The organism is Limnochorda sp. LNt (genome assembly GCF_035593265.1).
Classification (GTDB): Bacteria; Bacillota; Limnochordia; order Limnochordales; family Geochordaceae; genus Geochorda; species Geochorda subterranea.
In genome coordinates this window covers 95,095-121,834 of the sequence record NZ_CP141614.1, presented here as the reverse complement: position 1 = coordinate 121,834, position 26,740 = coordinate 95,095, and the positions used below count along the sequence as shown (strand labels likewise).

At 72.2% G+C, this 26,740-nt stretch carries 26 protein-coding genes and 1 tRNA gene; 3 read left to right on the top strand and 24 right to left on the bottom strand.

Annotated elements, in window-relative coordinates:
* Positions 1–94: 94 nt before the first annotated feature.
* Together VLY81_RS00650 and VLY81_RS00645 are read left to right on the top strand one after the other, a co-directional pair.
* The gene (locus VLY81_RS00650) at positions 95–316 is read left to right on the top strand and encodes a hypothetical protein (protein ID WP_324669082.1); all 222 of its coding nucleotides are present in this window, start codon (positions 95–97) and stop codon (positions 314–316) included.
* 231 nt (positions 317–547) lie between these two features.
* Positions 548–1,741, top strand: coding sequence for an MFS transporter (locus VLY81_RS00645; RefSeq protein ID WP_324670440.1), 1,194 nt, complete (start codon positions 548–550; stop codon positions 1,739–1,741).
* A 120-nt stretch (positions 1,742–1,861) separates the two neighbouring features.
* Here VLY81_RS00645 and VLY81_RS00640 read toward each other — a convergent pair.
* The 6 genes from VLY81_RS00640 to VLY81_RS00615 all read right to left on the bottom strand — a co-directional run bounded on the left by VLY81_RS00640 (position 1,862) and on the right by VLY81_RS00615 (position 7,213).
* A tRNA-Gln gene (locus tag VLY81_RS00640) sits at positions 1,862–1,935 on the bottom strand.
* 93 nt (positions 1,936–2,028) lie between these two features.
* Positions 2,029–2,847: an NTP transferase domain-containing protein gene (locus tag VLY81_RS00635; protein WP_324669081.1), complete on the bottom strand. Its 819-nt coding sequence runs from the start codon at positions 2,845–2,847 to the stop codon at positions 2,029–2,031.
* The gene (locus tag VLY81_RS00630; RefSeq protein ID WP_324669080.1) at positions 2,831–3,556 is read right to left on the bottom strand and encodes a GntR family transcriptional regulator; all 726 of its coding nucleotides are present in this window, start codon (positions 3,554–3,556) and stop codon (positions 2,831–2,833) included. Before VLY81_RS00630 ends, VLY81_RS00635 begins: the two co-directional genes overlap by 17 nt.
* 42 nt (positions 3,557–3,598) lie before the next feature.
* Positions 3,599–4,642 (bottom strand): 4-(cytidine 5'-diphospho)-2-C-methyl-D-erythritol kinase, encoded by a 1,044-nt coding sequence (locus tag VLY81_RS00625; RefSeq protein ID WP_324669079.1) that lies wholly within the window; start codon positions 4,640–4,642, stop codon positions 3,599–3,601.
* Positions 4,639–5,841 (bottom strand): D-alanyl-D-alanine carboxypeptidase family protein, encoded by a 1,203-nt coding sequence (locus VLY81_RS00620; protein WP_324669078.1) that lies wholly within the window; start codon positions 5,839–5,841, stop codon positions 4,639–4,641. The genes VLY81_RS00625 and VLY81_RS00620 overlap by 4 nt, the downstream gene beginning before the upstream one ends.
* 163 nt (positions 5,842–6,004) lie before the next feature.
* On the bottom strand, positions 6,005–7,213 hold the full coding sequence (locus VLY81_RS00615) for a 2,3-bisphosphoglycerate-independent phosphoglycerate mutase (RefSeq protein WP_324669077.1): 1,209 nt from the start codon (positions 7,211–7,213) through the stop codon (positions 6,005–6,007).
* Between the two features lie 125 nt (positions 7,214–7,338).
* Between VLY81_RS00615 and VLY81_RS00610 the strand changes: the two genes are divergently transcribed.
* Entirely contained in the window at positions 7,339–8,262 is a 924-nt protein-coding gene (locus tag VLY81_RS00610) for a proline dehydrogenase family protein (protein WP_324669076.1), read from the top strand.
* Between the two features lie 22 nt (positions 8,263–8,284).
* Here the strand turns inward: VLY81_RS00610 and VLY81_RS00605 are convergent, their stop codons facing one another.
* The 18 genes from VLY81_RS00605 to VLY81_RS00520 all read right to left on the bottom strand — a co-directional run bounded on the left by VLY81_RS00605 (position 8,285) and on the right by VLY81_RS00520 (position 26,730).
* The gene (locus tag VLY81_RS00605; protein WP_324669075.1) at positions 8,285–10,270 is read right to left on the bottom strand and encodes a bifunctional homocysteine S-methyltransferase/methylenetetrahydrofolate reductase; all 1,986 of its coding nucleotides are present in this window, start codon (positions 10,268–10,270) and stop codon (positions 8,285–8,287) included.
* A gap of 10 nt (positions 10,271–10,280) precedes the next feature.
* Positions 10,281–11,252 carry a methionine synthase gene (locus VLY81_RS00600; protein ID WP_324669074.1) on the bottom strand — a complete coding sequence of 324 codons (972 nt, stop codon included), beginning with the start codon at positions 11,250–11,252 and terminating at the stop codon, positions 10,281–10,283.
* A gap of 19 nt (positions 11,253–11,271) precedes the next feature.
* Complete coding sequence (locus VLY81_RS00595) at positions 11,272–12,252, bottom strand: hypothetical protein (RefSeq protein WP_324669073.1); 981 nt, start codon at positions 12,250–12,252, stop codon at positions 11,272–11,274.
* Between the two features lie 24 nt (positions 12,253–12,276).
* Positions 12,277–12,813: an adenylyltransferase/cytidyltransferase family protein gene (locus VLY81_RS00590; protein ID WP_324669072.1), complete on the bottom strand. Its 537-nt coding sequence runs from the start codon at positions 12,811–12,813 to the stop codon at positions 12,277–12,279.
* The gene (locus VLY81_RS00585; RefSeq protein ID WP_324669071.1) at positions 12,810–13,898 is read right to left on the bottom strand and encodes a bifunctional heptose 7-phosphate kinase/heptose 1-phosphate adenyltransferase; all 1,089 of its coding nucleotides are present in this window, start codon (positions 13,896–13,898) and stop codon (positions 12,810–12,812) included. The genes VLY81_RS00590 and VLY81_RS00585 overlap by 4 nt, the downstream gene beginning before the upstream one ends.
* Positions 13,899–13,932: 34 nt before the next feature.
* A complete protein-coding gene (locus VLY81_RS00580) occupies positions 13,933–15,072 on the bottom strand; it encodes a lysylphosphatidylglycerol synthase transmembrane domain-containing protein (RefSeq protein WP_324669070.1) in 1,140 nt (379 codons plus the stop codon).
* Positions 15,069–16,340: a glycosyltransferase family 9 protein gene (locus VLY81_RS00575; RefSeq protein ID WP_324669069.1), complete on the bottom strand. Its 1,272-nt coding sequence runs from the start codon at positions 16,338–16,340 to the stop codon at positions 15,069–15,071. The genes VLY81_RS00580 and VLY81_RS00575 overlap by 4 nt, the downstream gene beginning before the upstream one ends.
* 83 nt (positions 16,341–16,423) lie before the next feature.
* Positions 16,424–18,130 carry a LysM peptidoglycan-binding domain-containing protein gene (locus tag VLY81_RS00570; protein ID WP_324669068.1) on the bottom strand — a complete coding sequence of 569 codons (1,707 nt, stop codon included), beginning with the start codon at positions 18,128–18,130 and terminating at the stop codon, positions 16,424–16,426.
* Positions 18,131–18,166: 36 nt separating this feature from the next.
* Complete coding sequence (locus VLY81_RS00565; protein WP_324669066.1) at positions 18,167–18,634, bottom strand: hypothetical protein; 468 nt, start codon at positions 18,632–18,634, stop codon at positions 18,167–18,169.
* A gap of 56 nt (positions 18,635–18,690) precedes the next feature.
* Complete coding sequence (locus VLY81_RS00560; RefSeq protein WP_324669065.1) at positions 18,691–19,371, bottom strand: peptidoglycan-binding domain-containing protein; 681 nt, start codon at positions 19,369–19,371, stop codon at positions 18,691–18,693.
* 43 nt (positions 19,372–19,414) lie between these two features.
* Positions 19,415–20,392, bottom strand: a complete 978-nt coding sequence (locus VLY81_RS00555; protein ID WP_324669063.1) for an N-acetylmuramoyl-L-alanine amidase family protein — start codon at positions 20,390–20,392, stop codon at positions 19,415–19,417.
* Between the two features lie 124 nt (positions 20,393–20,516).
* Entirely contained in the window at positions 20,517–20,987 is a 471-nt protein-coding gene (locus VLY81_RS00550) for a ribonuclease H-like YkuK family protein (protein WP_324669062.1), read from the bottom strand.
* Between the two features lie 91 nt (positions 20,988–21,078).
* The gene (rsmA, locus tag VLY81_RS00545) at positions 21,079–21,954 is read right to left on the bottom strand and encodes a 16S rRNA (adenine(1518)-N(6)/adenine(1519)-N(6))-dimethyltransferase RsmA (RefSeq protein ID WP_324669061.1); all 876 of its coding nucleotides are present in this window, start codon (positions 21,952–21,954) and stop codon (positions 21,079–21,081) included.
* Between the two features lie 49 nt (positions 21,955–22,003).
* On the bottom strand, positions 22,004–23,035 hold the full coding sequence (locus tag VLY81_RS00540) for a resuscitation-promoting factor (RefSeq protein WP_324669060.1): 1,032 nt from the start codon (positions 23,033–23,035) through the stop codon (positions 22,004–22,006).
* On the bottom strand, positions 23,032–23,301 hold the full coding sequence (locus VLY81_RS00535) for a hypothetical protein (RefSeq protein ID WP_324669059.1): 270 nt from the start codon (positions 23,299–23,301) through the stop codon (positions 23,032–23,034). The genes VLY81_RS00540 and VLY81_RS00535 overlap by 4 nt, the downstream gene beginning before the upstream one ends.
* A 9-nt stretch (positions 23,302–23,310) precedes the next feature.
* Positions 23,311–24,771, bottom strand: a complete 1,461-nt coding sequence (locus VLY81_RS00530; RefSeq protein ID WP_324669058.1) for a replicative DNA helicase — start codon at positions 24,769–24,771, stop codon at positions 23,311–23,313.
* Positions 24,761–25,591 (bottom strand): DnaD domain-containing protein, encoded by an 831-nt coding sequence (locus tag VLY81_RS00525; protein WP_324669057.1) that lies wholly within the window; start codon positions 25,589–25,591, stop codon positions 24,761–24,763. The genes VLY81_RS00530 and VLY81_RS00525 overlap by 11 nt, the downstream gene beginning before the upstream one ends.
* Before the next feature lie 5 nt (positions 25,592–25,596).
* On the bottom strand, positions 25,597–26,730 hold the full coding sequence (locus VLY81_RS00520) for a D-alanine--D-alanine ligase family protein (protein ID WP_324669056.1): 1,134 nt from the start codon (positions 26,728–26,730) through the stop codon (positions 25,597–25,599).
* Positions 26,731–26,740: the final 10 nt, after the last annotated feature.

The following is a 26,740-nucleotide window of genomic DNA, read 5'->3' as shown; positions in this document are numbered from 1 at the left end:
GGAGCTCGCCAGGGCATGCCGAATAGCCCACGCCGCCATCGTGACGCAAGGGTAATGCGAGGGAGCCCATGCCATGCTCGGTGCGCTGGCGCCCATGCCGTTGACCGGACCGGGGTTCGACGCGGTCATCGACGCATACCTGGCGACATTCGGCGTGCCTCCCGACCGGCCGCAGGCGCGGCCCGATGTCGGCAACACGCCGGCCCGAGCGCTGTATGCCTCCAAAGGGTGGCAGGTGTTGCTGGAGCCCTGGCATTCGGCTCCCGACGGGGAGCCTTACGTCATCCTGGGGCTTGCTCTGCCGTCGTCATCCTGACAGACAGCCTGGCGCCGTGGAAGGAGAAGAAGCCGTGACGTTCCCGCCGTGGTGAGTAGATGACCGCCGGACCTGGATAGCCATCCGGGGGAAATGGCTCACCTCCATCCCCCCGCCCTGGCCGTTCGTCGCTTGCGACGAACGGGCGCAGGCCGCAGCCGTTCGACCCGTACAGGCTCGACGGCTGCGAGCCAGGGAATCGGGGCGGAGGAGCGATGCGGCGTGAGCGCGATGGATTGGCCGAGTGCACGACGCGCCTCGGTCGTCATCGGTGTGCTCCTTGCCGTCGAGCTGGTCGATGAACTGCTCGACGGCGTCCTGAGTGCGACGTGGCCTGCCATTCGGGCGGACCTTGCTCTGTCGTACGGTCAGGTCGGCCTGCTCGTCGGGCTTCTGCGCGTGGCCGGCAGCGTGGCCGAAGTACCCCTGGGCATACTGGCCGACATGGGATGGCGCCGACCTCTCCTCTTCGGGGGAGGCGCCGTGTTCTGCCTGGCTCTCGGCGCGGTAGGGGCCGCACCGGGGTTCGTGCCGATGGCTGTGGCCCTCGCCGTGCTGGGTCCCGCATCGGGTGCGTTCGTCGGACTATCGCAAACCGCGCTGATGGACCTCGAGCCTTCGCGGCGCGAGAAGAACATGACTCGTTGGGCGCTGGCAGGCACGGCGGGCAACCTGGCAGGGCCTGTGCTGGTGGGAGCCTCTCTGGCGGTCGGATGGGGATGGCGTTCTGCGTTCGTGGCCTTGATCGTCCTGGCCCTCGGCGCCCTGTTGGCTCTCCATGTCGCGGCACCCCACCGGTCACCCGGTCCCCTTTCGTCCGAGGTCCGGACGGAGATGGCGCGAGGCAGCCCGCCTGCGTTTTGGGAGGGACTCCGTCGCACGCTCGAAGCGTCGCGCCGAGGTGTCGCGCGCTGGCTCCTGCTGCTGGAACTGGCGGACCTCATGCTCGACGTCTTCAGGAGTTACCTGGCCCTCTACCTGGTCGAGGTGGCCGGAGCCGACCAGGCAGCCGCAGGCGTCGGTGTGGTCGTCTTGACGGGTGCAGGCCTCGCAGGGGCGGCTGCACTGGTGCGCCTGCTGAAGCGCGTCCCTGGCCTCTCGTATTTGCGGGGGAGCGCGGCGCTCGCGTTGCTGGTCTTCTCGCTGTTCCTCGTGATGCCACACCTGGAGGCCAAGCTCGTGACGGTCGGCGTGCTGGGCGTGTTGACCTCCGGCTGGTATCCCGTCTTGAAGGCGAAGCTGTACGAGGCCTTGCCCGGGCAGAGCGGTGCAGCCGTCACCCTGTCGACTCTGTCCGGCATGGTAGGCGGGATGCTTCCTGTGGTGCTGGGAGCCGTGTCAGGCCAAGTGGGCCTGGCCAACGCCATGTGGCTTCTGCTCGCCGGCCCGCTGGCTCTCCTGGTGGGGGTGCCGCGCGGAAGGTGACCTGGAGGAGGGGCACGGCCCGGTGAGGGCAATGGGGCTTGCCGTCCACCATGACGGCCTCCAGGATGGCACCCTTGCGGTAGGTGGGCCGGCTGGGGAGAAATCCCGCCGCCTGAAAGCTGGCTGGGGCGCCTGGATTCGAACCAGGACTAGGAGATCCAAAGTCTCCCGTGCTGCCGTTACACAACGCCCCAGCGCATGCCCAGTATAACAGACCCGAGGCCCCCCGGCCAACAGGCAGGCCGGTGACGTCGCCCGCAAGACACCTGCCTCGCCGGCCGGGCCCGTCACGCCCCGGCGTGGGTCGGGGCCAGGAAACGCTTCGCCAGGGCCAGGTCGTCGGGCTTGTCGACGTCGATGCCGATCTCGACGTACGGCGTGGCGACCGCCCGTCCCCGGATCCCCAGCATGGCGCCGACCCGCCGCTCCACGTCGGCGATGGAGAGACGACCGACCATGAAGCGCAACAAGGCGACCGGCCCCAGCAGACGCGCGAGGGTCAGCGGGCTCTTGCGCCCCTCCAGCGTGGGCCCCAGCAGTCGCCGGGTCCGGGCCACGATGTCTCGGCTCACGACCAGCAGGTTGCCGCCCGTGAAGGTCCCGTCCTGAAGCCGCACCCAGGTGCGTCGCACGCCGGGATAGGCTCGCTCCCCGGCCGAGCGCTCCACCACCGCGTACCAGACGTCCACGGCCTCACCGCCCTGCTCGCAGCGGCGCACGAAGTCGTCGACCATGTGGGGCTTGAGCAGGGGGATGTCCGACGTGACCACCATGACGTAGTCACCGGCGGCCGACGCCAGCCCGCGCTCCAGGTTGCCCAGGAGATGGCCGGCCGGGGCCACGCCCGTCACCCGGCCTGGCGCTGCGGCCGCAGCCGCCTCCACCACGGCCGGCGGCCCGACGCAGACGATGCGCCCGCTGCGGGTCGACTCGGCCAGCGCGGCCGTCACGTACGCGACCATGGGGCGGCCCGCGATGGGGATCAGGGCCTCCCAGGGCTCGGCGCTGGCCCCCCTCAACTGGCCCTCGTTGCCCGCCGCCGCCAGCAGCACCACGTCCAGCTTGGGCGGCAACACGACCGCGGAGGGCTCACAACGCTCCGTCATCGCTCGACTCCTCGTCGCCAGCGGCCTCGTCGCTGCCCTTGGCCGCCATCAGGGCCATGAGGGCGTGCTCGGCGCTCTCGATGTGCTCACGGGCCAGGCGGGCGGCCCGCTGGGCGTCACGGGCGGCGATGGCCTCGACGATGCGCCGGTGCTCTTCGAGCGCCTTGCGCATCCGGGGCTTGTGCGAGAGGGTCATCGTCCGGTAGCGCATGACCTGCTCGCCCAGCAGGCTCAGCATCTGCTTGAGGCGGGAGTTGCCCGCCATCTGGTAGATGGCCTCGTGGAAGCGCGTGTCGACCTCGATGAGCCGCGCGATGTCGCCGCTGTCGACGCACTCGCCGTACTCCACCAGGATGCGCTCCGTGCGCTCGAGGTCCTCGTCGCTGGCACGCTCGGCCGCGAGCTGAGCCGCCAGGGCCTCCAGCGCGGTGCGCACGTCGAAGATCTCGACGACGTCTTTGAGGGAGATGTCGGCGACGTACGCCCCCTTGCGGGGGATCATCACGACGAAGCCCTCGTGCTCCAGCTTGCGGATGGCCTCCCGTACGGGGGTGCGGCTGACGCCGAGCTCGTCGGCCAGCTGCACCTCCATGAGGCGCTCGCCGGGCTTGAGGGCGCCGGTGATGATGGCCTCTCTCAGTGCCTCGAAGACCAGCTCTCGCAGCGGCTTGTAGTTGTCCAGCTTGAGGGGCGACAGCGATCCGGGCACGGGTCGCTCGCGGCTCCTTTCGGCCGGGTCGCGGGCCTGATCTTAGATGGATTCTACCACGGTCCCCGGCGCGCGCCAGGGGAGGGCAGCCTCCTGGGACGGCAGCCGGCTGACGTATACCCGGACCGTCCACCCCTCCGCAGCCGCCCGCCGCCGGATCTCATTGGCCAGCCCTCCGCCCGCCCCCGGGGCCGCCAGCGCGAAGACCGCCGATCCGCTCCCGGAGACGCAGGCTCCCTCGCCTCCGGCCGTCTCCAGCAACCGGAGCAGTCGCTGCGTCGAAGGGCTGAGACGGTATGCGGCCGTGGCCAGGTCGTTGTGCAGCAGCCGTATGGCTCGCCGCAGGTCCCCCCGGGCGAGCGCCGAGATCAGCGCCTCCGCCCCGTGGCCGCCCCCGTCGGCCTGCATGGGAGTCTCGGACGAAAGGGTGTCCCAGAGGCGATAGGCCTGCGCGGTCACGACCCGACTCGGTGGGACGGCGATCACACACTCCGCCGCGAGGGCGCACGGCACCATTGCCAGGCGCTCGCCCACGCCCGTCGCCCGCCGCACCCCTCCCCGCACGAAGAAGGCCACGTCCGCCCCGATCCGCGCCGCGACGCGCTCCAACTGGTCCGGCGTCAGGCCCAGCCCCCACAGCCGGTTGAGCCCCCGCAGGGCAGCGGCGGCGTCGCTGCTACCGCCACCGAGCCCTGCCCCGACGGGGATCCGCTTGATCAGGTGGATGCGCACGGCGGCTGGAGGTCCGGGAGTGCTTCGCGCCAGCTCCGCGGCCGCCCGCACGACCAGGTTTCGCACGCCTCCGTGGGTCCCGCCCCGGAGGTCGACCACCTCGGCCAACGCCAGACCCGTCTCTGCCAGCGACTCGGCCTCGGGCCCCGTGACCGACAGGGTCAGCGTGCCCGGCGCGGCCTCCGGGTCCCGCCACAGGACCAGCTCATCGACGGGCTCCACGCTCGCCATTACCGTGTCGATCGCGTGCAGCCCGTCCTCGCGCCGACCCAGCACCCAGAGGCCCAGGTTGACCTTGGCGGGTGCCACCTCCGTCAAGGCGTCCGCCGGGAGCGGTGACGGCACCTCGCTCATCGCCCCACCGATCCGACCAGGTCCCGGATCCACTGCCAGAGCCGAGCGGCTCCCGAGGACGGCGCCACCGACGCGCCGGCCACCGCCTCCGCTCTCGCCACCTCGCGGCCGTCGACCTCGCCGAGCACCCAGCCCACGGCCTGGCCCTCCTCGATGGGTGGCGCCAGGTCGTCGCGCACCACGAGGCCCCGGGTCACTCCCCGCGGATCGCCCCCCAGCGTCAGCACGTAGAGCATCGTCCCCGCCCGCACCGGTAGCCGAGCGGGCTGGCCCCCTCGGACCCGTACCTCGCCCACCTGCTCGCCGGGGATGGCGAGGACGACGGGGCGGAAGGCCCGAAACCCGAACTCCAGCAGCCGGGACGTCTGCTCGACCCGCGTCTCGTCGCTATCCGTGCGCATCACCACGGCGATGAGGCGCCGCCCGGCCCGCTCGGCCGTGGCCACCACCGAGTACCCCGCCTGGTTGGTGAAGCCGGTCTTGAGGCCGTCCACCCCCGGCACCGCCCCCACCAGCCGGTTGGTGTTGACCATGACGAAGCGGGGCTGCTCGCGGAAGACCTTGGTCCGGATCGACGTCCAGCGCAGCACCTCGGGGTGCCGCGTCACCAGCTCCCGGGCCAAGATGGCCACCTCTCGGGCGGTGGTGAGGTTGGCATCCTCGCCACCGTCCTGGGGCAAGCCGTGGGAGTTGACGAAGCGGGTGCGCTCGAGCCCCAGGTCCCGGGCTCGCCGGTTCATCAACGCGACGAAGGCGCCCTCGGTGCCCGCCACGTGCTCGGCAACGGCCACCGCGGCATCGTTGGCCGAGGCGATGGCCACGGCCTCCAGCAGCTGCTCCAGGCTCCAGGTCTCGCCGGCTGCCAGGTAGACCTGGGAGCCTCCCATGGCCTCCGCCTCCCGGCTGATCCGCACCGGATCATCCAGCGAGACGTGGCCCGCCTTGACGGCGTCCATGGCCACCAGCATGGTCATGACCTTGACGATGCTGGCGGGGTGCAGCGGCTGGTCCGCCTCCTTCTCGAAGAGCACCTGGCCGTTGCCCGCGTCCACCAGGATGGCAGCCGGCGCCGCCACGTCGAAGCCGAGGCGGTCGGGCGTGTTGGGCGAGGCGCGTTCGACGTCGGCGCCCTCCACCCCTTGCCGGTCGGAAGCCCCCGTGCCGCGCTCGCTCCGAGAGCCGGTCAAGAGCAGCCCCACGAGGGCCGCGAGCCCGACCAGGAGCGCCGCGGTGCGGGCCCACCGGGGCCATGCCCCCCGTCCCGTCCGATCCCGCCGCCCAGCGCCTTCCTCGCTCGCGGACCGTGGCCACCGCACCCCGCATCACACCTTCGCACGCAGGTTGCAGACTCCGGCGTCGACCTCACGCGCCGTACTTGTTGAGCCGGCCGGCATGAGCCAGCATGAGCGGGAGGATCTCCGTGGCCCGGATCTGGCCCAGGCTGCCCCGTGCGCACTCGGACTCGCCAAACTTGGTCACGTGCCGGTCCCGCCGGGCGGTCCGGGCCCAGAGCAGCAGGGGCACCGGGTGCCAGCTGTGCGACCTGAGCATGGCCGGCGTGGAATGATCGCCCGTCACGACCAGGACGTCCGGGCCTCGCTCGACGAGCGGCGGCAGAGCCCGGTCCACCTCCTCGATGACGCGGCTCTTGCGAGCCCAATCGCCGTCTTCGCCGGCGCTGTCGGTCCCCTTGATGTGGACGAAGAGCAGGTCGTAACCGTCCCAGAGCTCCAGTGCCCGGGCGATGGCGTCGGCCGGCTCGGGGCCCGGTACGTGGGCCTCCATCCCCACCAGCCGGGCCAGGCCCCGGTACATGGGATAGTAGGCGATGGCCGCGGCCCGCAACCCGAAGAGCTCGGGCAGCTGCGGCAGGTGGGGCTGCCGGTCGAAGCCCCGCAGCAGGATCGCGTTGGCAGGATGCTCCTCCTCCAGCACCGCGTACGCCTGCCGGATGAACTCGTTGACCACCGCCGCTGTGCGCTCGGCCTCGGGCTCCAGCGCCCGCACGGGCAGCGCCGGCACCCCCGTCACCTGGGGGTCGGAGTCGCTCAGCCGCGGCGAGAGCCCCTCCCCCCGGAAGATGACGACGGCCCGGTGCTGCATCTCGGGCTCCACCCGCACCGAGACGCCCTCCAGGCGGATGCGCTCGTTGAGCAGGCGAGCCAGGCGCTGGCACGTCTCCGTCGAGATGCGACCGGCTCGACGGTCCGTGATGACGTCACCGTCTCGCGTGGCGAAGTTGGCCCTTGCCGCCACGTCTCGAGGCTCCAGCGTCAGGCCCACGCCCAGGGCCGACAGCACGCCCCGCCCCACCACGTACCGCTGGGGGTCGTAGCCGAAGAGCCCCAGGTGTCCCGGGCCGCTCCCGGGCGTCACGCCGGCCGCGACCGGCACCGAGAGCCCGCACGAGCCCTCTCGAGCGAGGCGATCCATGGTGGGAGTGCGGGCTGCCTCCAGCTCGGTCAACCCCGTCTCGGGATGGGGAAGCCCGCCCAGTCCGTCCATGACCAGCAGCACCATCTTGCCGCCGCTTCTCGCCAGCGGCCGCAGAAACTCCAGCAACGATGCCACCCCTTCCTCATGTTGCCCGACCGACCGGGGAGTTGTTACCGCGCCGGGCCAGCCCTTCCCTGTCCCTGTCGGCACCGACAGGGCGCCGCTCGGCCCCCGTTGAATACCCTGCCCCGGGGACGCTGATGCTGGGCAGCCAACTGGTCTTCCGTCGCCTCATCCTCGGCGTAGCCGGCAACCCGCTGGTGAGCCGGATGGTGACCCGTCACGGCCTCTCACTGGGCGCCCGACGCTTCGTCGCCGGCGAGACGCTGGAGGAGGGTCTGCGGGTCGTCGCCGCCCTGCGTGCCCGTGGCATGTCCGCGACGCTAGACTACCTCGGCGAGAAGGTGACGGACCTGGCCGCCGCCCGGCAGGCCGCCTCGACTTACTGCGAGATGCTGCGCGCGCTGTCGGCGGCCGGTCTCGGGCCCAACGTCTCCCTCAAGCTGAGCCAGTTGGGACTCACCATCGACCCCGGAGCCTGCCTGGCCGACGTCCGCCGGGTGGTGGAGGTGGCCGCGGAGCTGGGCGGCTTCGTGCGCCTCGACATGGAGGAGTCGGCCCTGGTCGATGACACCCTGACCATCTACCGCGCCCTGGTGCGGGAGTTTCCGGGACGGGTCGGGATCGTCTTGCAGGCCTACCTCTACCGCACGCAGACCGACCTGCGGGGGCTGTTGCCCCTGGGCCCCAACGTGCGGCTGTGCAAGGGCGCCTACAGCGAGCCCCCCTCCGTCGCGTACCCTCGCAAGCGCGACGTGGACGCCAGCTTCCTCAGGCTGCTGGAGCTGGCGTTGCGCGAAGCCGCCTTCACGGCGGTGGCCACGCACGACGAGCGCATCATCCGAGAGGCCAAGCGGATGATCGTCGAGGCGGACGCACGGGGCCGCGCCGAGTTTCAGATGCTCTTCGGCGTCAAGCCCCGCCTGCAGCAGGCCCTGGTGGACGAGGGCTGGCCGCTTCGCATCTACGTCCCCTTCGGCACACACTGGTACCCCTACTTCGTCCGGCGGCTGGCCGAGCGGCCCGCCAACCTGGCCTTCGTGCTGCGCGGGCTGCGCGGGTGAGCCCGGCCGGTCGGGCCGGTGCTCAGCTGCCCGGTCGCACGTGGGCCAAGAGCGCTCGCACGAGCTCGCAGGCCTGTTCGTAGCGGCCAAACGACGGGATGACGTAGACGCCGTCCACGTAGGGACGGGCCTTGAGCGCCACCTCCAGGGCCATCTCCATCCCGACCCGCTCGGCCTGGTCGCCCGCCTTGCGCACCGCCTCCCGGATGCGCTCCGGGATGGAGATCCCGGGCACCTCGTTGTGCAGGTACTCGGCGTGCTGGTAGCTGCGCAGGGGCAGCACCCCCAGCAGGACCGGGATGGGGCGCCCGCCCAGCCGGTCGAAGACCTCGAGCAGCGGCTCCAGGTCGAAGAGGGGCTGGGTCATCGCGAAGTGGGCCCCCGCCTCCACCTTGCGAGCGAATCGCTGCACCTCGGTCGTCAGGTCCTGGGACGCCGGGTTGAGGGCCACCCCGATGAGAAACTCCGTGGCCCTGCCGATCCCCTTGCCGGCCACGTCCACGCCCTCGTTGAGACGGCTCAGTACCCGCACCAGGCCGATGGAGTCCAGATCGTAGACCGCCGTCGCGTGGGCGTAGTTGCCCAGGCCGGGGGGATCGCCCGTCAGCGCCAGGATGTGACGGATCCCCATGGCATGCGCCCCCAGCAGATCGGCCTGGATGCCCATCAGGTTGCGATCCCGGGTGGTGAAGTGGAGGATGGTCTCGATCCCGGCCTCCTGCTGGATCAGGTGGGCCGCGGCCAGCGACGCCATGCGCACCTGCGCCATCGGGCTGTCACCGACGTTGATGGCGTCGGCCCCCGCCTCTCGCACCGCTCGTGCCCCGGCGATGAGCTTCTGCGCCACCGGCCCCCTCGGCGGGTCCAGCTCCACGCTGACGACGAACTCACGCCCGAGTCGCGCCGCCAGCCGCGAAGCGGGTCGGCGGGGAGTCGCCTCCTTCTGGCCCCCGGCAGGCAGCCCGCCAGGCAGCACCACCCGAGCGGTCGGCCGACCCGGCTGCTCCGCCCCCACCGTTGCCACCGGCGGCTCCTTGACGCCCGGGGTCGGCCCGGGCTCGCCCGTGCCCAGCGACAGCGCCCGCGCCCACTCCTCCGGCAGGCGATGACCCATGGCATCGAGCGCACGGCGCATGGCCCGGATGTGATCGGGCGTCGTGCCGCAACAGCCACCCACCACCGCCAGGCCGGGCTCGGCCGCCACCCGCCGGGAGAAGTCGGCGAAGTACTCTGGGTTGGCGACGTAGACGTAACGGCCCCCCACGATGGTGGGCAGCCCTGCATTGGGCATGGCCGACAGCCGGGCCCGGGGGCCCGCCGTGCCACGCATGGCCCGCAGCGCGTCCAGCACGGGGGCCGGTCCGGCGCCGCAGTTGACCCCCATCACGTCGGGGTGCCACGCCTCGTCGAGGGCGGCCAGGGCGAGGGCGGCCTCCTCGGGCGATACGCCCAGCAGGGTGCGCCCCTCGGCCGAGAAGCTCATCTGGGCGATGACCGGTAGCCGACAGGCTTCACGCACCGCCCGGAGCGCCAGGGCCAGCTCGCGTGGGTCCGACATGGTCTCGATGACGAAGAGGTCCACGCCTCCCGCCAGCAAGGCGTCTACCTGCTCGCGAAAGGCGTCGAGCACCTCCGCCTCCGTCAGCGGGCCGACGGGCTCCAGCGGCTTGCCGGTGGGGCCGATGTCGCCCGCGATGAGCACGGGCACCCCGGCGATCTCGCGAGCGTTGCGGGCGATCTTGACCCCCTGCAGGTTGAGGGGGCGCGTCCGGTCAGCCAGGCCGTGGCCGCCCAGGCGGATGCGGTTGGCGCCGAAGGTGTTGGTGGTGATGATCTCCGCCCCGGCGCGGATGTAGTCGAGGTGGACCCCCAGCACCAGGTCCGGCTGCGTCAGGTTGAGCGCGTCGAAGGAGCCCTCCAGCGGCGCCCCCCTGGCGTAGAGGAGCGTACCCATGGCGCCGTCCGCCAGTGCGACCCGCCCCGGTCGCACCATCTCGGCGAAGGTCATCGCGACGCCCTCACTCGAGGCCGCGCTCGGCCTTCACCTGGCGGACCGCCTCCACCATGTTGGCCAGCTTCTGCTCGGCCTCTTCCCACGTGCGGGTCTTGAGCCCGCAGTCGGGGTCGACGTAGAGCTGGTCCGGCTCGAGCACCTCCAGCGCCGCCAGGATCCCCTTCTTGATCTCCTCCACCGGCTCGACGCGATGGCTGTGGACGTCCACTACGCCCAGGGCGATCTCCTTGTGCGGGCGGTGGCGGCGGAAGAGCTCCAGGATGGCGAAGTCGTTGTTGGCCGCCTCCAGATCCAGCTGGTCGACGGGCAGGTCCAGCATGCGGGGGTAGATGGTCTCGAAGTGCCCGTAGCAGATGTGCGTGATGGTATGGGCCGAGAGCCCTCGCGTCACGATCCCGAGCGCCTCGATGGCCAGCTCGATCTCCTCGGGGCGGGTGGAGACGGCAGGTTCGTCGATCTGGATGTAGCGGGCGCCGGCCCGCTCCAGGTCCACCGCCTCCTCGTGGATCACCTCGGCCAGCCGCAGCACCAGGGCCCGGCGGTTGGGGTAGTGGTCGTTGAACGACCAGTCGGCCATCGTGTACGGGCCGGTGAGCATGCCCTTGACGGGGCGGCTGGTCAGGCTCTGGGCGAAGGTGAAGGCCTCGACGGCCATGGGCCGGCGCCGGCCGATGGGGCCCACCACGATGGGCTTGCGGTAGTACCGGTTGCCGTACGAGCGCACCAGCCCGCTGATGGCGAAGCCCTCCAGCTGCTCGGCGAAGTAGGTGGTCATGTCGCCCCGTTCCATCTCGCCGTGCACCAGGAGGTCGATGCCCAGCCGCTCCTGGAGCCGGATGCAGGCTTCGGTGGCGCGCCGTTCCTCGGCGGCGAGCTGCTCGCGGGAGATCTCCCCCCGGGCGAAGGCCGAGCGCGCCTTGAGCAGGTAGTCGGGCTTGGGGAAGCTGCCCACGCTGGTCGTCAAGAGGGCTGCCATGAGGAGGCCTCCTTCTGGCTCATGCTCCGCCTGCCACCAGGGCTCGAGCCTCGGCCAGGCGCTCGAGCTTGGCCAGCGCCCGCCCCTGGGGCAAGAACTCCAGCCCGCAACTGGGGCTGATGAGGATCCGGTCATCGCCCTGACGGCGGCCCACCGCCTCGATGATCCGGGCCAGCTCGTCGGCGGCCTCCAGCCGCCAGTCGCGCCCGTCCACCAGTCCCAGGGTCACCTGCTTGCCCAGCTCCACCTCGGCCAGGCGCCGGGCCAGGCCCGGCCCCGAGGCCAGGTCCCAGCCGAGGATGTCGACGTCGAAGCTGACGAGCGCCTCCCACAGCGGCTCGGCGTCGCGAAAGTAGGTATGCAACGCCACCGGCACCGTCAGGCCCTCCCGGGCCACGGCCAGCGCCTCCCGTGCGAGCCGGACCTCCTCGGACGAGGCGCCGAAGAGCAGCGCTGGCTCGTCGAACTGGATGACGTCGGCGCCCGCCTCGACCAGGGCGTGGGTCTCCAGGTTGAGCGCCTCCGCCACGTCGGCCATGGCCTGTCCGAGGTCGTGGTAGTGCTCGTCCACGCTCAGCTTGACGAAGGTGTAGGGCCCCGGCAGCGCCACCTTGAGCGGCTTGCGGGCGACCGCCTTGGCCTGGCGCACCTCCCAGGCCAGCGACGAGCCCCGAAACCAGACCCGTCCCTTGATCTGGGGGCGGCGGTAGTAGACGTTGTTGTCGAAGTACCGGACGAGCCCGCCTACCTCGACGCTGCCCAGGTCCCGGGCGAAAGGCGTGACGAGGTCGTCCCAGCGCACCTGTCCATCGGTCACCAGGTCGACTCCTGCCTGCTCCTGCTCGCGGATCACCCTTGCCACGGTCTGGCGCACGGTCTGCTCCAGCGCCCGCGAGGAGAGACGCCCCGCCTCGAAGCGGTTGATGGCGTTGCGCACGTTGGGCCCCTCGGTACCCTCGGGGAGCTTGGGATAGCTGCCGATGACCGTGATCCGTACCACGCCCGCCGCCTGCTCCCTTCCCGCCTACGTGGCGGGCTCGGACTCGGCCGACTCGGGCCGCCGCCCGCCGTGACGCAGGCGCTCGATGAGCGCCGACGTCGAGCGCCCTGCCAGGAGCGGCACCAGGACGATACGGGCCCCCACCGCCCGCGCGGTCGGCTCCTCGGGGAGCGCCTTGTCGGCGTAGTCCGCACCCTTGACGTAGAGATTTGGCCGAATGAGTTCGATGAGAGAGGCCGCCGTCTCCTCCTCGAAGATGACGACGCGGTCCACGGCCCGCAGGGCGGCCACGACCCGGGCCCGGTCCTCCTGGGGCACCACCGGCCGGCCCGGCCCCTTCAGCCGGCGGACGCTGGCATCGCTGTTGACGCCCACGATGAGCGCACCGGCCATGGCCCTGGCGACCTCCAGGTAGGCCACGTGGCCGGCGTGCAGCACATCGAAGCAGCCGTTGGTGAAGGCCACCTCCACCCCGTCCTGCTGCAAGGCGCGGGCGAAGGCGGCCGCTTGCTGGGCCGTCACGATCCGTTGGAGCGACAGCGGCTCCTGCGTGGCCGTCATCGGCCGATGGGGGCCTCCAGCGGATAGATGGTGGGGGTCCACCCGACCACCGCCTCCTCCACCTCCTGGGGGGAGACCGTCGCCACGCCACGCTTGCCCACGACCAGGCCAGCGGCGACGTCGGCCAGCAGCGCCGCGGCCAGCACGCGATCCGTGCCACAGGCCAGCCCCAGCGCCATGGCCGAGACCACGGCGTCGCCGGCCCCGCTCACGTCGTAGACCTCGCGGGGCCGATAGGCCATCACCCGCAGCGGCGGGCGGCCATCGGCGAAGAAGAGGGACATCCCTTCCTCCCCTCGTGTCAGCACCAGCACCTCCAGCCCCAGCTGGGCGAGCAGTCGCCGCCCGGCGTCGACCAGAGAGGCCTCGTCGACGAGCGGCTGGCCGACGGCCTCCTCGGCCTCGCCGCGGTTGGGCGTGGCCGCATAGGCGCCTTTGAGCTCCCGTAGCCGGTAGCGGGCATCCACCAGCACCGGCACACCCCGCCGCTCGGCCGCCCGCCTCACGGCGGCGAAGAGGGCGGGGGTCACGGTGCCCCCGCCGTACTCCGAGACGATGACGGCCTCGGCGCGTCCCACGGCCTCCTGCGCAGCGGTGACCAGGCCGTCGTGGATGCCCGCAGGCGGAGCTCCACTCTCCCACCGGTCCAGCCGCAGCACCTGCTGCTGGACCGTCTGGCGGCCCCCGGCCACGAAGCGGGTCTTGACGGTGGTGGGCCTGCCCGGCTCGCGCACGAGGCGGGCCGTGATGCCCTGCTCGGCGGCCAAGGCCGCCAGGCGTTCCGCCGGCGCGTCGTCGCCTGCCAGGCTGACCAGCTCCACCTCGGCCCCGAGGGCGGCCGCGTTGGCGGCCGCGTTGGCGGCGCCCCCCAGCCGGCTCTCCTCGCCCGACCAGCGCAGGATCAGCACCGGCGCCTCTCGTGAGATCCTCACCGGCTCGCCGTAGACGTAGCGGTCCAGGATGGCATCGCCCACCACGGCGATGCGCCGACCTCGGATGGCACGCAACAGCTCCAGCACCTGCGCGGCCGACGCGCCCGGCCACCCGTCGGTGACGGACCGGGCGAATTGCCGTGCGTCCGACACGGCAGCGGCACCTCGCTTCTCGACGGATCGCGGATCAGGAGGGAGGTTCGGCAGGGGCGGGGGCGCGCCCTGTACGGCCCCCGGCACCGTCGCTCGCCTGCCGCAGCGAGACCGGGCGCCTCGGGGCTGGCCCGGGGCGCAGGCCGCGGCCCCCCAGCGACCGCATGAACATCACGCCCCCGACCACCAGGCTGGCATAGAAGATGAAGAGGCGCCACACCCCCACGAAGACCGCCAGCCGGCTGGCCGGCACGACCCGCCGGAACAGCCAGCCCATCATCAGCTCCGCGCCGCCGCTGCCCCCGGGCGTCGGGATGAAGGGCTGCAGCAGGTTGAAGAGGAGCTGCGCGGCGGCCGCGTAGAGCCAGTCGGCCCGGCCACCCAGCCCCACCAACACCGCCCAGGCGATGGAGAGGTAGACGACCCAGTACAGCCCCGTCAACACCGTGGCCGCCAGCAGGTGCCACGGGCGGCGCAGCACGAGGTAGCGAAGCCCCAGCGAGAAGCGCAGGCTCTCCTTGACCAGCACGCTGGCCCAGCGGCGGGAGAGCCGACGCCCGCCCTGTGCTCGCTCACGGGCGAGCCAGCGCATTAGCAGGGCCGGCACCGAGCGGGGCCGCGCCAGCATCCAGCCGACCAGGAGCGCCACGGCCGCCAGCGCCCCCACCACCGCCGCCGTCAGGCCGGGCGAGCCCAACCGGGCCGCCAGTCCCTTCCAGGCCGCCGCCACCGGCCAGGCGGCCAACACCCACAGCACCACCAGCCCGGAGTCGACCACCGCCACCGCCGTCGCATGGCCCGGGGAGAGGCCCTCCCGGGTGAGCAGGTAGATGAAGACGGGGACGCCTCCGGCACTGGTCGGCGTCACGTGCGAGACGAAGACGCTGGCCAGATAGTAGCGGAAGACCCGGCGGGCCGGCACCCGTGCGCCGAAGGCGGCCGCCAGGATCTGACTTCGCCAGGTGCGCAACAACCACGCCCCCATCGTGAGGGCGCCGGCCACCGTCAGCCAGGCGGGGTCCACCAGATGGATCTGCTCGATGGCTTCGTCGCCGTCTCGTACCAGCAACAGAAGGGCGGCCACGGCGGCCGCCCCTGCCACCAGCGAGATGATGACGCTTCGTCGAATGGCCTGGGGCGACAGGGCCCAGGCCTGGCGACGCGGCTCGTTCACATCTCCTCGAACTCCTGCACCTTGTGGGCCACGCGACGCCGGTAGGTGAGGCTCACCTTGCGGCGCCCAAAAGCGCGGCGCCGCCAGACGCCCGGCGCGCACAGGGGCCCGCTCGGCAGCCGGGTCGTCTCGCCTTCGACGCTCCAGTGCCACGGAGGCGCCTCGGGAAGGAGCAGCGGCGGGGGCTTGGGGAGCCGGCGGGCCTCCCGCAGGCCCGTTCGGTCCAGCACCCGCTCCACTGCCGCGATGACGTCGGCCGGGCCGATGGCGCGCATGCACGGGGCGGGCTGCTCGGCCAGCGAGGCGTAGCTGAGGTACTGGCGGCTGCCGCCGAGCCAGTGGAAGCAGGGGCTGCAGGGTACGGCCCTGCGCACGACCACGTCGTGGGGGCCTTGGGGACCGAAGTTGCCCGGGTCCGTGGGACCGAAGAGCGCGACCACCGGCGTGCCCGCCGCCTGGGCCATGTGCAGCGGCGACGAGTCGTTACCGATGAAGACGTCGCACTGCTCCAGGATGGCCGCGGTCTCCTTGAGGCTTGTCCGACCGGCTACCACGAGCGGCTCGGCCAGGCGGGCCTCCTCCGCCAGGACTCGCGCCAGCTCGACGTCGTCGGGCCCCCCCACGACCACCACCTGCGCGCCGTACCGGCCGACCAGGTAGTCGGCCACGTGCGCGAACCCCGACGCGGGCCACCTCTTGGCAGGGAAGTGGCGGCCACCCGGGTGGATGGCGACGCGCAGGGGCGCCGCCTGCGCCGATGCCGTCAGCAGCCGACGGGCCCACGCCCGCTCGGCGGGGCCGACGGGGAGCTCCATCCACCGGCCGTCGGGCTCGGCGCCCAGGGCCGCCACCACGTCCAGGCAGTAGTCGATGGCGTGCCGCTCGCGCCGGTCCGGCACCGGCGAGCTGTAGAACCAGCCCAGGGTCTGGCTGTTGAAGCCGACCCTGACCGTGGCACGGGTGAAGAGGGAGAGCCAGCTGCCGATGTTGGAGAGTCCCACGACCGCGTCGAAGTCCTCGTCGGCCAGCGCTGACAGCAGGCGCGGCAGCTGAAGCCCGCTGCGACAGAGGATCACCCGGTCCAGGTGCGGGTTGCCCTCCAGGACCTCCCGGTTGGCGTACCAGGTGACGTCGGCGATGTACGCACGGGGGAAGCGTCTCCGCAGCGCCCGGATGGCCGGCGTGCCGAAGAGCGTGTCGCCAATGGGGCACAGCTGCAACACCAGGATCCGGTCGATGCTCGACGTGTCGGGCGGCGCCCCCTGCATCGGTCATCCTCCGGCATCAGCCTGTCGGCCGCCCCCAGATTAGCAGAGACCGCCTCCCCCGGCAAGCCGACGCTGGAAATCCCTTACTCCCTCACGATGAAGAGGCGACTCCCCGCGGGGAGGGCGGTCGTCTCCTCGTGGGCCCCCAGGGCGGGGTTGGCCGCCAGCAGCCGCTGGGCACTGGTTCGGTAGCGTCGGGAGAGCTTCCACAGCGTATCCCCCGGCTGCGTCACCACCAGATAGATGGACGGCTGGCGCTCCGCAGCGGCCCGCACCGCCACCGCCTCGGCCACCACCTCCTGGGAGGCCGGCAGCCACGCCTCCACCGCACACGTGCCCGAGACCGTGAATTCCACCGTCTGCCGGTTGATCAGGTCGGCCTCCACGGAGAGGCTCGACAGGGCGGCCCGGACCTCGGCCTCCCCCTTTAGATCGGGCACCGAGACCGTCTGCTCGAGCGTGACTGCCCCCGGCCAGAGGGCGAAGACGATGCCCGTGGCGCGCTCGTCGGCCTTGTACGGGAGGTAGTAGGCCCACGGCGTCAGCGACGCCGTCACGTGGGCCCGGCCGGTGTCGGGTCGCACGGTGAGGCTGTCGATCTGCACCCCGCTCCAGACGATCCGGTCGACCGGAGGTAGTGTGCCCGTGATCTCGACGGTCCCGCCCGCGGTGAACGTGCGGCGCCCCTCGCCCGCGGGGCTCTCGAGCCGCAGCTCGACCTTGCGCACCTCGACCGGCAGCGGGCCCGCCGAGCGGATGTCCGCCACCACCGGCACGGCCCGCACTGCCCAGGCCTGGGCCTCGACGTCGATCTGGCAGGTGATGTAGACGAGTCCCTCGGCCGGCAGGACCCGCACCACCGCGTCCGCCGCCTGGGCCTGGGCCCGAACGCGTGTGCCGGGCTCCACGCCCGGGACGGGGATGGTGGTGGTCCATCCCTCGGTGCTGCTCCACGCGGCCAGTTGCACGTCCCACAGACGGGTCGTCCGGCTCGCCGCGCCCGGCTCGACGCCCTCGTCCTCCTCGCCGTCACCACCCGGCTCGGGCGGGGATTCCTCGGCGTGCCGCTGGATGGCGTACAGCAACGAGAAGACGGTCTCCCCGCGCACCTCCACCTCGCCCTGGCGCGCCTCGGTGCCGGTGATGACGGGCTCCACGTGCAGGTCCAGCACCCGCAGGCGAGCCGCCGTGCCTCCCGGCAGGTCCAGTCCGTGCGCCTCCTCCACGGCCAGTCGCGTGCGCTGGGCGCCCTGGAAGAAGATGTTGAGCCGGAGATTGGCCGGCGTCGCCTCGATGCGGTCGGGCGCCGTCGCGGCGACGTGACTCACGGCGGTGGTCCGCTCGGCGACCGTCCCCATCGCCACGACCTGGACCACCGCGTCGACATCGACGGTCCTCCCGTCGCCCCGGAAGCGGCCGTCGACGTCGCGGACCTGGGCGGTGGCCTCCCAGCGGGCCTCGACCCCCTCGGGCGGGAGATCGAAACCGGCCACGAAGGTCAGCTCGCCCTCCAGGCGGCCTCCGTAGAGGGCTCCGACCGGATCCGGCGACTCCGAGCCCGCTGCGGCGTAGACGACCCACGCGTGCAGGGAGCCACGGACCTCGAGCCGTCCCGTCTCGGCGTCCGCGACGACCCGGTCGACCGCGGCCAATGCCTTCCAGCGGATGGCCGTACCGGCATCGGGAAGCTCGGGAGAGAGCCGTAGGGTGCCGGAGGCCGTGGCCTCGACGCTTCGTGCCTCCAGGCGGTGGGAGAGCAGCAGCTCCGTCTCCCTGATCTTGACAGCCACGGACCGACGCCTCCCTCGGGGGGGTTTGGTCCATCCTTATGACGCCTCGTCCCCAGACGAGAACCGAAGGACGCGTAACCCGCCGACCACCTCCGCCAGGGCAGGCTGCTCGGCACGGTCGAGGCCGCGAAGCACCATGCCCCCCAGACCCGCCCACTGCACCAAGCGGACCAGCGCCCGCACCCGCTCGGCCGGGCATCGGACCAGCACGGGGAGCTGCTCGGGCGGCTCCCCTCGCAGGCGCCGGAGCCGGAGCTGCCAGCCGATCATGACGGCCTCGGTGCGGGTGAGGCGGCGACGAGCCAGGCCCTGGCCGTCCGGGCCGCCGGAGGGTTGGACCAGCCAGGGCGCCAGGTCCACGCCCAGCAGGACATGCCAGGGAGGCCTCCACCGCCGGATGCCTCGCACGGCCGTGCGCACGGCGGCGAGGGTGGCGTCGAGCTCGACGTCCGGCCCCGGCACCCAGACGACGAGCCGCTCGAAGGCGTGGGTCCTCCGGGCCACCTCGTATCCCCACCAGAGGAGCGACGACCGCCCCGAAGCCGCTCGAATCCGGAGGCTCAGCCAACCCGACAGGCCCGCTCTCCGCAGGCGCCGCACGAGCCACCCCGCGCCGGGCGGTGGGAGTTCGGCGGGCTCCGGCCGGCTGGAGGGGCGGGCCGGTCCGCGGACGCGACCGGCACGCGGCCAGGGGCGGCGCGTCGCAGGCGGGCCAGCCACGGGCCCGCGCCGTCGCGCGGCGTGGCGATCCCGGATCCCGGACACAGGGTCACCACGGGCACGGGCGGCGCCTCGCCCGCATCGCCGCCCGGCGGCGTCGCCGGGGGAGCCGCGTCGACGTGGCGGAGCTCGGGGCGCCCCAGTCGGTCGACACGCAGCTCGGCGAACGGGACGGCCCACCCGCTCAGCCACGTGGGGCCGCGCCCCGCCTCCTCGGCGCTCTCGGCCCAGCCCATCACGAACTGCTCCACCTGCCCGTCGACCAGGGCCAGGAGCGGATCGTCCAGCAGGCGGAAGAGCTCGGGGCCCGCGATACCGTCGGCGTGCAGGCGAAAGGCTCGCTGGAAGCTCCGGACGGCGTCCTCGGTCAGCTCGCCGTAGGTGCCGTCCACCTCGCCCTCGTAGAATCCGAGACGGGCCAGTCGTTGCTGCAGCGCCTCCACCTCGTGGCCCCGGCTGCCGGGGCCAAGCGTGGGCCGCCGACGGCGACGCTCCATCCAGGCGGCTTCGGGCGTCTTCATCCAGGCTGTGCCCCCACCCCAGCCTATGCCCTCGACGGGGCCGTCATGGCCCGGGAGGCGCCCAGAGCACGCCATCGCCCCGCAACGCCCCGCAGAAGCCCCGGATCCCCTCCAGCAGCGCCATCGCCTCCTTGGTGCGGGGCCACGGATGGGCGAAGGCTCGCGCGAGCCTCGGCTCGCTGACGAAGGCAGCCTCGACCAGGGCAGCCGTGCAGGGCATGCACCGCAGGATGCCGACGCTGGCCTCGCGCACGCCCCGGTTGGGGATGCCCAGGACCCGCGCCAGCGCGCCTACCAGGCTCGCCGCCAGTCTCCGGCCGGGGTCGTGCCGGTAGAAGTAGCCCTCGGCCCCCTGCAACGATGGGTCCCAGAAGGCGTTGTGATGCAGGCTGATGGCCAGGTGGGCTTGGAACTGCCGGGCCCGGGCGCATCGCTGCAGCGGGGAGAGCTCGACGTCGGAGGTCCGGCTCAGGGCCACCGCAGCCCCGGCGGCCTGGAGCAGCCGGGCCAGCCGGCGCGCCACGTCGAGGTTGAGATCTTTCTCCAGCCGGCCGTCGCCGTAGGTACATCCCGGGTCGTTCCCGCCGTGCCCGGGGTCTATGAGGATCCGAAACCGTGCGAGGTAGGGATCCGGGCGGGTGATGAAGAGCGCGCCGGCTCTCCGGTCCAGCCGGACCGTGGCGCCTCCCGCCAGGGCCACCGCGTCCGCGGGCAACAGCAGCTGGCCGTCCGACCACTCCGGAGAGGCGGATAGCGGCACGACGCCGTGGCCCTCGACCTCGGCGTGGGGGTCGCCGCGGCGGAAGACCACCGTCCGCCCGCTGCGGGCATCGCGCCAGCCCAGCACGTCCTCACCGATGTCGAGGCGGGCCCCCCATCGAAACGCGATGGGCCCGGCGTCCACCCAGGCTGCTCGCGCGTCGAGACGTCCGTGACCGTCGATGAGACGCCCGTCGAGCACCACCCGCACGCGGCGGTGGCCGTTCGGGCGATAGCCGTTCATCGGGAGGTCCTGTCGCACCTCGCCCCATGCCGCTCCTCGAGAGGCTGCTCACCACGGTATGCAAGGACCCCGGTGGGGGGGCAGGGGGCGCGAGCGACGGAGGAAGGCGACAGGGCGAGGGCGCCTCAGTGCGGCGACGCGGCTACTTGGTGTACTTGTCGGCCACCTTGGAGGCGCCGAAGGCGTCGGGCTTGATGCGGGCGTCGAAGCCGCTGCCCGTCACCATGCCGACGACCTCGCGGATCAGGTCGCGCGTCTCGCCGTGGCGACCGATGTCGAGATGGATCTCGACGTCGAAGTCCGCGTGCCCGTTGGCGGCCAGGCGAGAGGCCAGCATGCCCGCCACCTCGAGGCTGCGCGCCGCCTCGTGGAAGATGCGCTGCCGGAGGCTGCGGCCGAAGACCTCCCGCTCACGCGAGTAGAAATACCGGGCACCCTTGCCGACCCGGTGGACGATGATCGCCGTGACGAAGCTCGTCTGCTCTCGCAGCTGCGAGTCGGTGCCCACGATGACCCGGTAGGTGGCCTCCGGCTTCTCCCTCACGTAGGCGATGATCTCCTCGAACATCGCGTCGAAGTCGAGCGGCCCCTTGGTCGGGCTGATGAACTGCATCTCGGCCGCCTTCCGGCTCTCCGTCAGTTGAGCTGCGGGAGCTCACCTCCTCGGCTCCGTCGAACCGTCGCGATTATAGCACGGCCCGACCTCAAGGGCGCCCATCGATCGCGGCCCAGGCCCGGGCCAGGTCGAGCAACCGCTCCGGCTCGAGGGCCTCGCCCCGCAGCGCCCCGTCGACGCCGGCCCGGTCCAGGATGGCCTGGACCTTGGCGGGGTCCGGCGTGAGGGAGCGCAGCGCGTTGCGCAAAGTCTTGCGGCGTTGCCCGAAGGCGGCCCGGAGCACCTGCTCCAGCCGCCGGCGCTCCTCGGGGGCCAGTTGCCGGGGCAGGGGCTCGAGCTGCAGCACGGTCGAGTCCACCTCGGGGACCGGGAAGAAGCAGCGGCGCGAGACGTCGAAGAGCGGGCGCACCCTGCAGCGGGTGGCGACGGCCACGGTCAGCGATCCGTACGCGGGCGTCGAGGGCGCCGCGGCGAGGCGGTCGGCCACCTCCTTCTGCACCATGACCACGGCCCGGTGCCACCCCGGCTCGTCCACCAGCCAGAGCAACAGCGGACTCGTGATGCCGTAGGGCAGGTTGCCCGCCACCAGCACCCGCGCCTGCGGTCGTGGCACGGTGCCCGGCTCGTGGCGCGCCGACGCCACCAGCTCCTTGAGATGGGTCAGGGGCAGGCGCAAGGCGTCCGCCACCACCAGATCCACCGTGGGACGCAAGCCGTGGCTCACCAGGATGTCGGCCAGCGCCGATGCCAGGGAGGCGTCCCGCTCGATGGCGACCACCCATCGGGCACGCCGCGCCAGCGGCAGGGTGAGCGCCCCCAGCCCCGAGCCGATCTCCAGCACCACATCTCCGGGGCTCGCCTCCAGGGCGTCGGCGATCCGGTCGGCCTGGCGGGGGTCCACGAGGAAGTGCTGGCTCAGCCGCCGCCGGGGCCTCAGCTGGTAACGGGTCAGGATGGCCTGCAACCCCGCAGGGGTCGACGGGCGCGGCGGCCCCTGCGCGGCCGGCCCGTGCTCAGTCGAGGACGTAGACCGTCACCGTGCGCCGTCCGAAGTGGAGGGCCTCCCGCAGGGTGTTGAAGCCCAGGTCGATGCGGTTGCCCTTGATGGCCGACCCGACGTCGCCCGCCATCGCCATGCCGTACCCCGGGATGTAGAGGCGCGTCCCCAGCGGGATCACCTTGGGGTCGACCGCCACCACCCCGTGGCCGGCCCGCATGCCCGTCGCCGTCAGGCCGTCCGCGTAGCGGCCCGTGCTCTCCGGGCCGGGGTAGTACGCGGTGGCCACCATCTGGCGGGCCTCCCGGTACCGAACGGGCCCCAGGGGCGTCTCCAGGGTCCTCCAGACGATGCGGGTGCCCACGCCGATGATCTCGTCCTGGGGTCGCTGCAGCACCCGGGTGGCGAGGCGCTCCGTGGAGACGAGCTGGCCATCCTCGTAGCGCAGGCGCTCGGTGTACTCGGCGAGGCCCTCCCTGCCGGGCCTCAGCAAGCCCGTCTTGCCTCGCTCCCACCGAGGCTCCGCCCACCGTAGCGTCTGGTACGGGATGGGGGCCTGGCGCACCACGACCTCCTCCCGTACTCGCACGACCCGCACCGTCATGTCGGGTGACAGCGTCGTCGCCCCATCGGGCACGACGTAGTCGAGCGGCCCGAGGGCGATCCCCTCGCGCTCCAGCAGATCGGCCACGTCACCCCCCACCACCAGCGTCCGCCGCTGCGCGCCGTCCACCGTCAGGTGGACGGGGAAGGCCCGCCGCACCGAGATGACCTGGCCGGGCGTCACCCGACGCTGCAACGGGGGATCCGTCTCGTCACCCTCTCGCAGCGTGACGCCGAGCTGGCCCAGGACGCCCGCCACCGTCCCGCTCAGGACGTCCCCCTCCAGCACATCACCGTCCACCTCGACTCGCACCGGCATGACGGCCCAGGAGTGCCCCATGACGCTGACCAGGGCCAGCGCCAGGAGCAGGAGCGCTCCCTTGCACACCGCCCGGGAGCGGGTGGTGGTGGGCGACGGGGGCCTGCCCACTGACGGGCCGCTCATGCGCCCTCGCCCCCAGGGCCTGCCGCCGGGGTCGCGGCGCCCGGGTCGGAGCCGCCTCCATGCTCCGCCTGGCGCCTGTCGGCCGCGGCATGCCCCAGCTCCTGCAGGCGTCGGCGCACCTCGTCGAGGGGAAGGTGCTCGATCCGGTCGATGACCTCCATGACGGCCTCCAGCTGCTCCTCGGTGATGGCCCCCTCCTGCCTGAGCCGGCGGTAGGCAGCGGCCAGGCGGAGCCGCACCCGCTCCAGGTGATCGAGCAGGTCCATCGGGGGCGCTTAGCCCTCTTCTTCGGCCAGGTCGATGAAACGGGTGTAGTCGCGCACGAACCTCAGCTTGGCCACGCCGGTCGGACCCCGGCGCTGCTTGGCCACGATGACCTCGACGACGCCCTCGAGGCCCTTCTCTCGGGCTTTCTCGGGGTAGTAGTAGTCTTCGCGGTAGAGGAACATCACCACATCGGCGAACTCCTCGATGTTGCCGCTATCGCGCAGGTCCGACATGACCGGCCGCTTGTTTTCGCGAGCCTCCACCCCTCGGTTGAGCTGCGACAGCAGCAGGATGGGCACGTTGAGCTCCCCTGCCAGGTCGCGCAGCTCCCGCACCACGTCCCCCACGACCTGGGCCCAGCTCTTGCTGGTGGGCTCGCCGGGCGGCCGGATCAGCTGCAGGTAGTCGATGACGATCAGCCCGAGATCCTTGTAACTGGCCTTGACCCGGCGGGCCTTGGCGCGGATGTCGGTGGCCGACAGGCCACGCTTGTCCACCACCAGGATCGGCAACTCGTGCAGCTCGTTGAAGATGGACTGGGTCCGGGCGAACTTCTCCGGGTCCATCCGGGTGGTGTAGTCCAGCGACGTGACGGGCTCCCGCCCCCTGCCATCCTGCTGGAAGCGGAAGAGCTCGGAGATGACGATGCGGTCGCCGATCTGCTCGTCGTCCATCTCGAGGGAGAAGATGAGCACCGGCACCTTCTCGAAGCGCGCCACGTGCACGGCGAAGTTGAGGGCCAGAGCCGTCTTGCCCATGCTGGGCCGGGCCGCCAGGACGATCAGGTCCTTCTTCTTGAAGCCCGTGGTGATGCTGTCGACCGAGGGGAAGCGCACCATCAGCCCCGGAGGGCGGCGTCCCTCCATCCGCTCCACCAGGTTGAAGTAGCAGCGAGCGAGGACGTCCCGCAGGGTCTTGACGTCGTCCTCCAGCGACCCCTCCTCGGAGGTGGCCTCGAACATCATCTGCTGGGCGACGGCCTGGCACTCCGAGAGCGAGGGGTGCGTCTCGAAGAGGATCATGTGCTCCACCTGCTGGGCGGCCTCCAGGATGCGCCGGCGGGCATGCTTGTCCAGCAGCACGTCCACGGCCGGCTCCAGCTCGGCGGCCGTGCCGAACGACTCCGTCAGCTCCAGCAGCACCGACTCCGGCTCGCTGACCTGCGCCTCCTTGCGCAGGCGGTTGAAGACCTGGGTGAACGAGATGCGCCCCGTGGTGTTGTAGAGCTCCACGATGATGCGATAGACGAGCCGGTGCAGGCGGTCGTAGAAGTGGGCAGGCCGCAGCCTGTCCAGCACGAGGTCGGCCTTGTCAGGGTACTTGAGCAGGATGCCCAGCACCCGCCGCTCGGCGTCGGGGTCGTAGGGCACGAAGGTGCCGTGGGGCGACCCCGGCACGGCCCCGGGCGCGGGCGTCAGCGTCGCCGTGCGGGTCGCGAGCGTGGAGGTCCGGGCAGGCTCATCCACCATGGCCGTACAGCTCCTTGATGCGGCGGACCCGCTCGGGATCGATGGGCCGGTAGGCATCCGCGTTGGGCACGCCGACCATGGGGGCATCCGAGCGCTCCGCCGACCGCGACGCGCCGAGCACCGTGGCCAGATGCGGCCGCCGCAGCACGTCGGCCCACGTCCGCACGCCCTGGTTGTACCAGTTGCGCAAGATGCCCTCCAGATAGCTGAAGCTGGCGTACTCCGCGGACCTGGCCGCCTGCTCGATGGCCAGGGCCACCACGTCGGTCGTCATCCCCCGCTGCGTGATCCACTCCTGGAGCCGCTCGGCCTGGCTGTCGCTGATGAGGCCGATGCGGCGGTGGTACCACTCCAGGACGCCCCGCAGGTCGGTCGGCATGGAGGCCGACGCCTCCGCGCCCGCCGGCTCGGAGGTGGCCGCGGGCTCGGCCCGGCCCGCCTCCGTCTCCTGCGACAGCTCAGGTGGGGGCCCCTCTCCGAAGGACCGGGCGAACTCGGCCGCGCTCAGGGGCTCCAGCACGCGGACGGCATGGTCCGCCGTCTCCTCTACCAGCCGGTAGAGGGTGAGGCGCCGCAGGGCCTCGGCCGCCTCCAGCGGCGTCAACCCCAGGCGTCTCGCCACGAAGGAGGCAGGCTCCTCGTCGCCGACGGCTTCGCCCCGCTCCGCGGCCACTCGCAGCACGAGCCACGCCGCCACGCCCTGCCAGCCGACCCGCGGCGCATACAGCTCCACGAGCTCCTCGGCCACGGGCAGGTAGCGACGGCCGGCCGATGTGCACTCGATGCGAACCCGCCGACGCGCCATCCTCGTTGCGCTCACCCCGGCTAGCCGGAGGACTTCGGCCCCCGCACCCCCCCTCCCTGCGCGGCCAGCCGATACTCCGCGTTGGCGGCCCGGATCGCGAGCCGCACCTCGTGCACCGCCAGGGCGATCTCGACCAGCCGGTCCAGGAGCTGGGGATACGGCAGCCCCGAGGCCTCCCACAGCCGGGGGTACATGCTGACGGCGGTGAAGCCGGGGATGGTGTTGATCTCGTTGACCAGCACCTCGCCCCCGGAGCGTACGAAGAAGTCGACCCGCGCCATCCCCTCGCAACCGATGGCCGCGAAGGCACGGGCGGCCAGTTCACGCACCCGGCGCTCCACCTCCGGCTCCAGCGGCGCCGGCACCAGGAGACGGGTGCCGGCATCGTGATACTTGGCCTCGTAGTCGTAGAACTCGCGGCCGGGCTGCACCTCGCCGGGCACCGAGACGCGAGGCTCGTCGAGCCCCAGTACGCTGCACTCGATCTCCCGGGCTGGGGCCGCCGACGCCTCTACCAGCGCCTTTCGGTCGTAGCGGAGCGCCTCCTGGATGGCCGCCCGCAGCTCCCCGGCGTCGCCGGCCCGCCCCACCCCGACGCTGGACCCCAGGTTGGCAGGCTTGACGAAGACGGGAAAGCCCGGCTCCTCGGCGACGGCCCGGACGACGGCCTCGGGGTCGGCGCCCCACTGGGAGCGGGAGACGACTCGATAGGGCACGATGGGCAGGCCGGCGGCCCGGAAAGCGGCCTTCATCAGCGCCTTGTCCATGCCCACCGCGCTGGCGGCCACCCCGGCCCCGACATACGGGATCTCGGCCAGCTCGAAGATGGATTGGATGGTCCCATCCTCCCCCAGGGGGCCGTGCAGCAGGGGAAAGGCCACGTCGAGGAGAGGATTGGCCGGGTGCCCGGGCTGGGGCACCACCGTCACCGGGCGGAGCTCCTCGACCGATCCTGCGGCCAGCGCCTCCAGCACCTGCCACGGGTCATCCCCCGTGTACCAGCGCCCCCGCCGGTCGATCGCGATGGCCGTCACCTCGTAGCGCGACGAATCCAGCGCGGCCAGCACCGACCGGGCCGAGAGGATGGAGACCGCGTGCTCCCCCGAGCGCCCTCCGAAGAGCAGCCCCAGCCTGAGCCGATCACCCCGTGCCACGACGCACTCG

Coding starts and splice junctions, on each gene's coding strand:
- VLY81_RS00650 (WP_324669082.1), top strand. CDS start 95: ATGCCGTTGACCGGACCGGGGTTCGACGCGGTCATCGACGCATACCTG.
- VLY81_RS00645 (WP_324670440.1), top strand. CDS start 548: ATGGATTGGCCGAGTGCACGACGCGCCTCGGTCGTCATCGGTGTGCTC.
- VLY81_RS00635 (WP_324669081.1), bottom strand. CDS start 2,847: ATGACGGAGCGTTGTGAGCCCTCCGCGGTCGTGTTGCCGCCCAAGCTG.
- VLY81_RS00625 (WP_324669079.1), bottom strand. CDS start 4,642: ATGAGCGAGGTGCCGTCACCGCTCCCGGCGGACGCCTTGACGGAGGTG.
- VLY81_RS00610 (WP_324669076.1), top strand. CDS start 7,339: ATGCTGGGCAGCCAACTGGTCTTCCGTCGCCTCATCCTCGGCGTAGCC.
- VLY81_RS00605 (WP_324669075.1), bottom strand. CDS start 10,270: ATGACCTTCGCCGAGATGGTGCGACCGGGGCGGGTCGCACTGGCGGAC.
- VLY81_RS00600 (WP_324669074.1), bottom strand. CDS start 11,252: ATGGCAGCCCTCTTGACGACCAGCGTGGGCAGCTTCCCCAAGCCCGAC.
- VLY81_RS00590 (WP_324669072.1), bottom strand. CDS start 12,813: ATGACGGCCACGCAGGAGCCGCTGTCGCTCCAACGGATCGTGACGGCC.
- VLY81_RS00575 (WP_324669069.1), bottom strand. CDS start 16,340: ATGCAGGGGGCGCCGCCCGACACGTCGAGCATCGACCGGATCCTGGTG.
- VLY81_RS00560 (WP_324669065.1), bottom strand. CDS start 19,371: ATGAAGACGCCCGAAGCCGCCTGGATGGAGCGTCGCCGTCGGCGGCCC.
- VLY81_RS00550 (WP_324669062.1), bottom strand. CDS start 20,987: ATGCAGTTCATCAGCCCGACCAAGGGGCCGCTCGACTTCGACGCGATG.
- VLY81_RS00540 (WP_324669060.1), bottom strand. CDS start 23,035: ATGAGCGGCCCGTCAGTGGGCAGGCCCCCGTCGCCCACCACCACCCGC.
- VLY81_RS00535 (WP_324669059.1), bottom strand. CDS start 23,301: ATGGACCTGCTCGATCACCTGGAGCGGGTGCGGCTCCGCCTGGCCGCT.
- VLY81_RS00530 (WP_324669058.1), bottom strand. CDS start 24,771: ATGGTGGATGAGCCTGCCCGGACCTCCACGCTCGCGACCCGCACGGCG.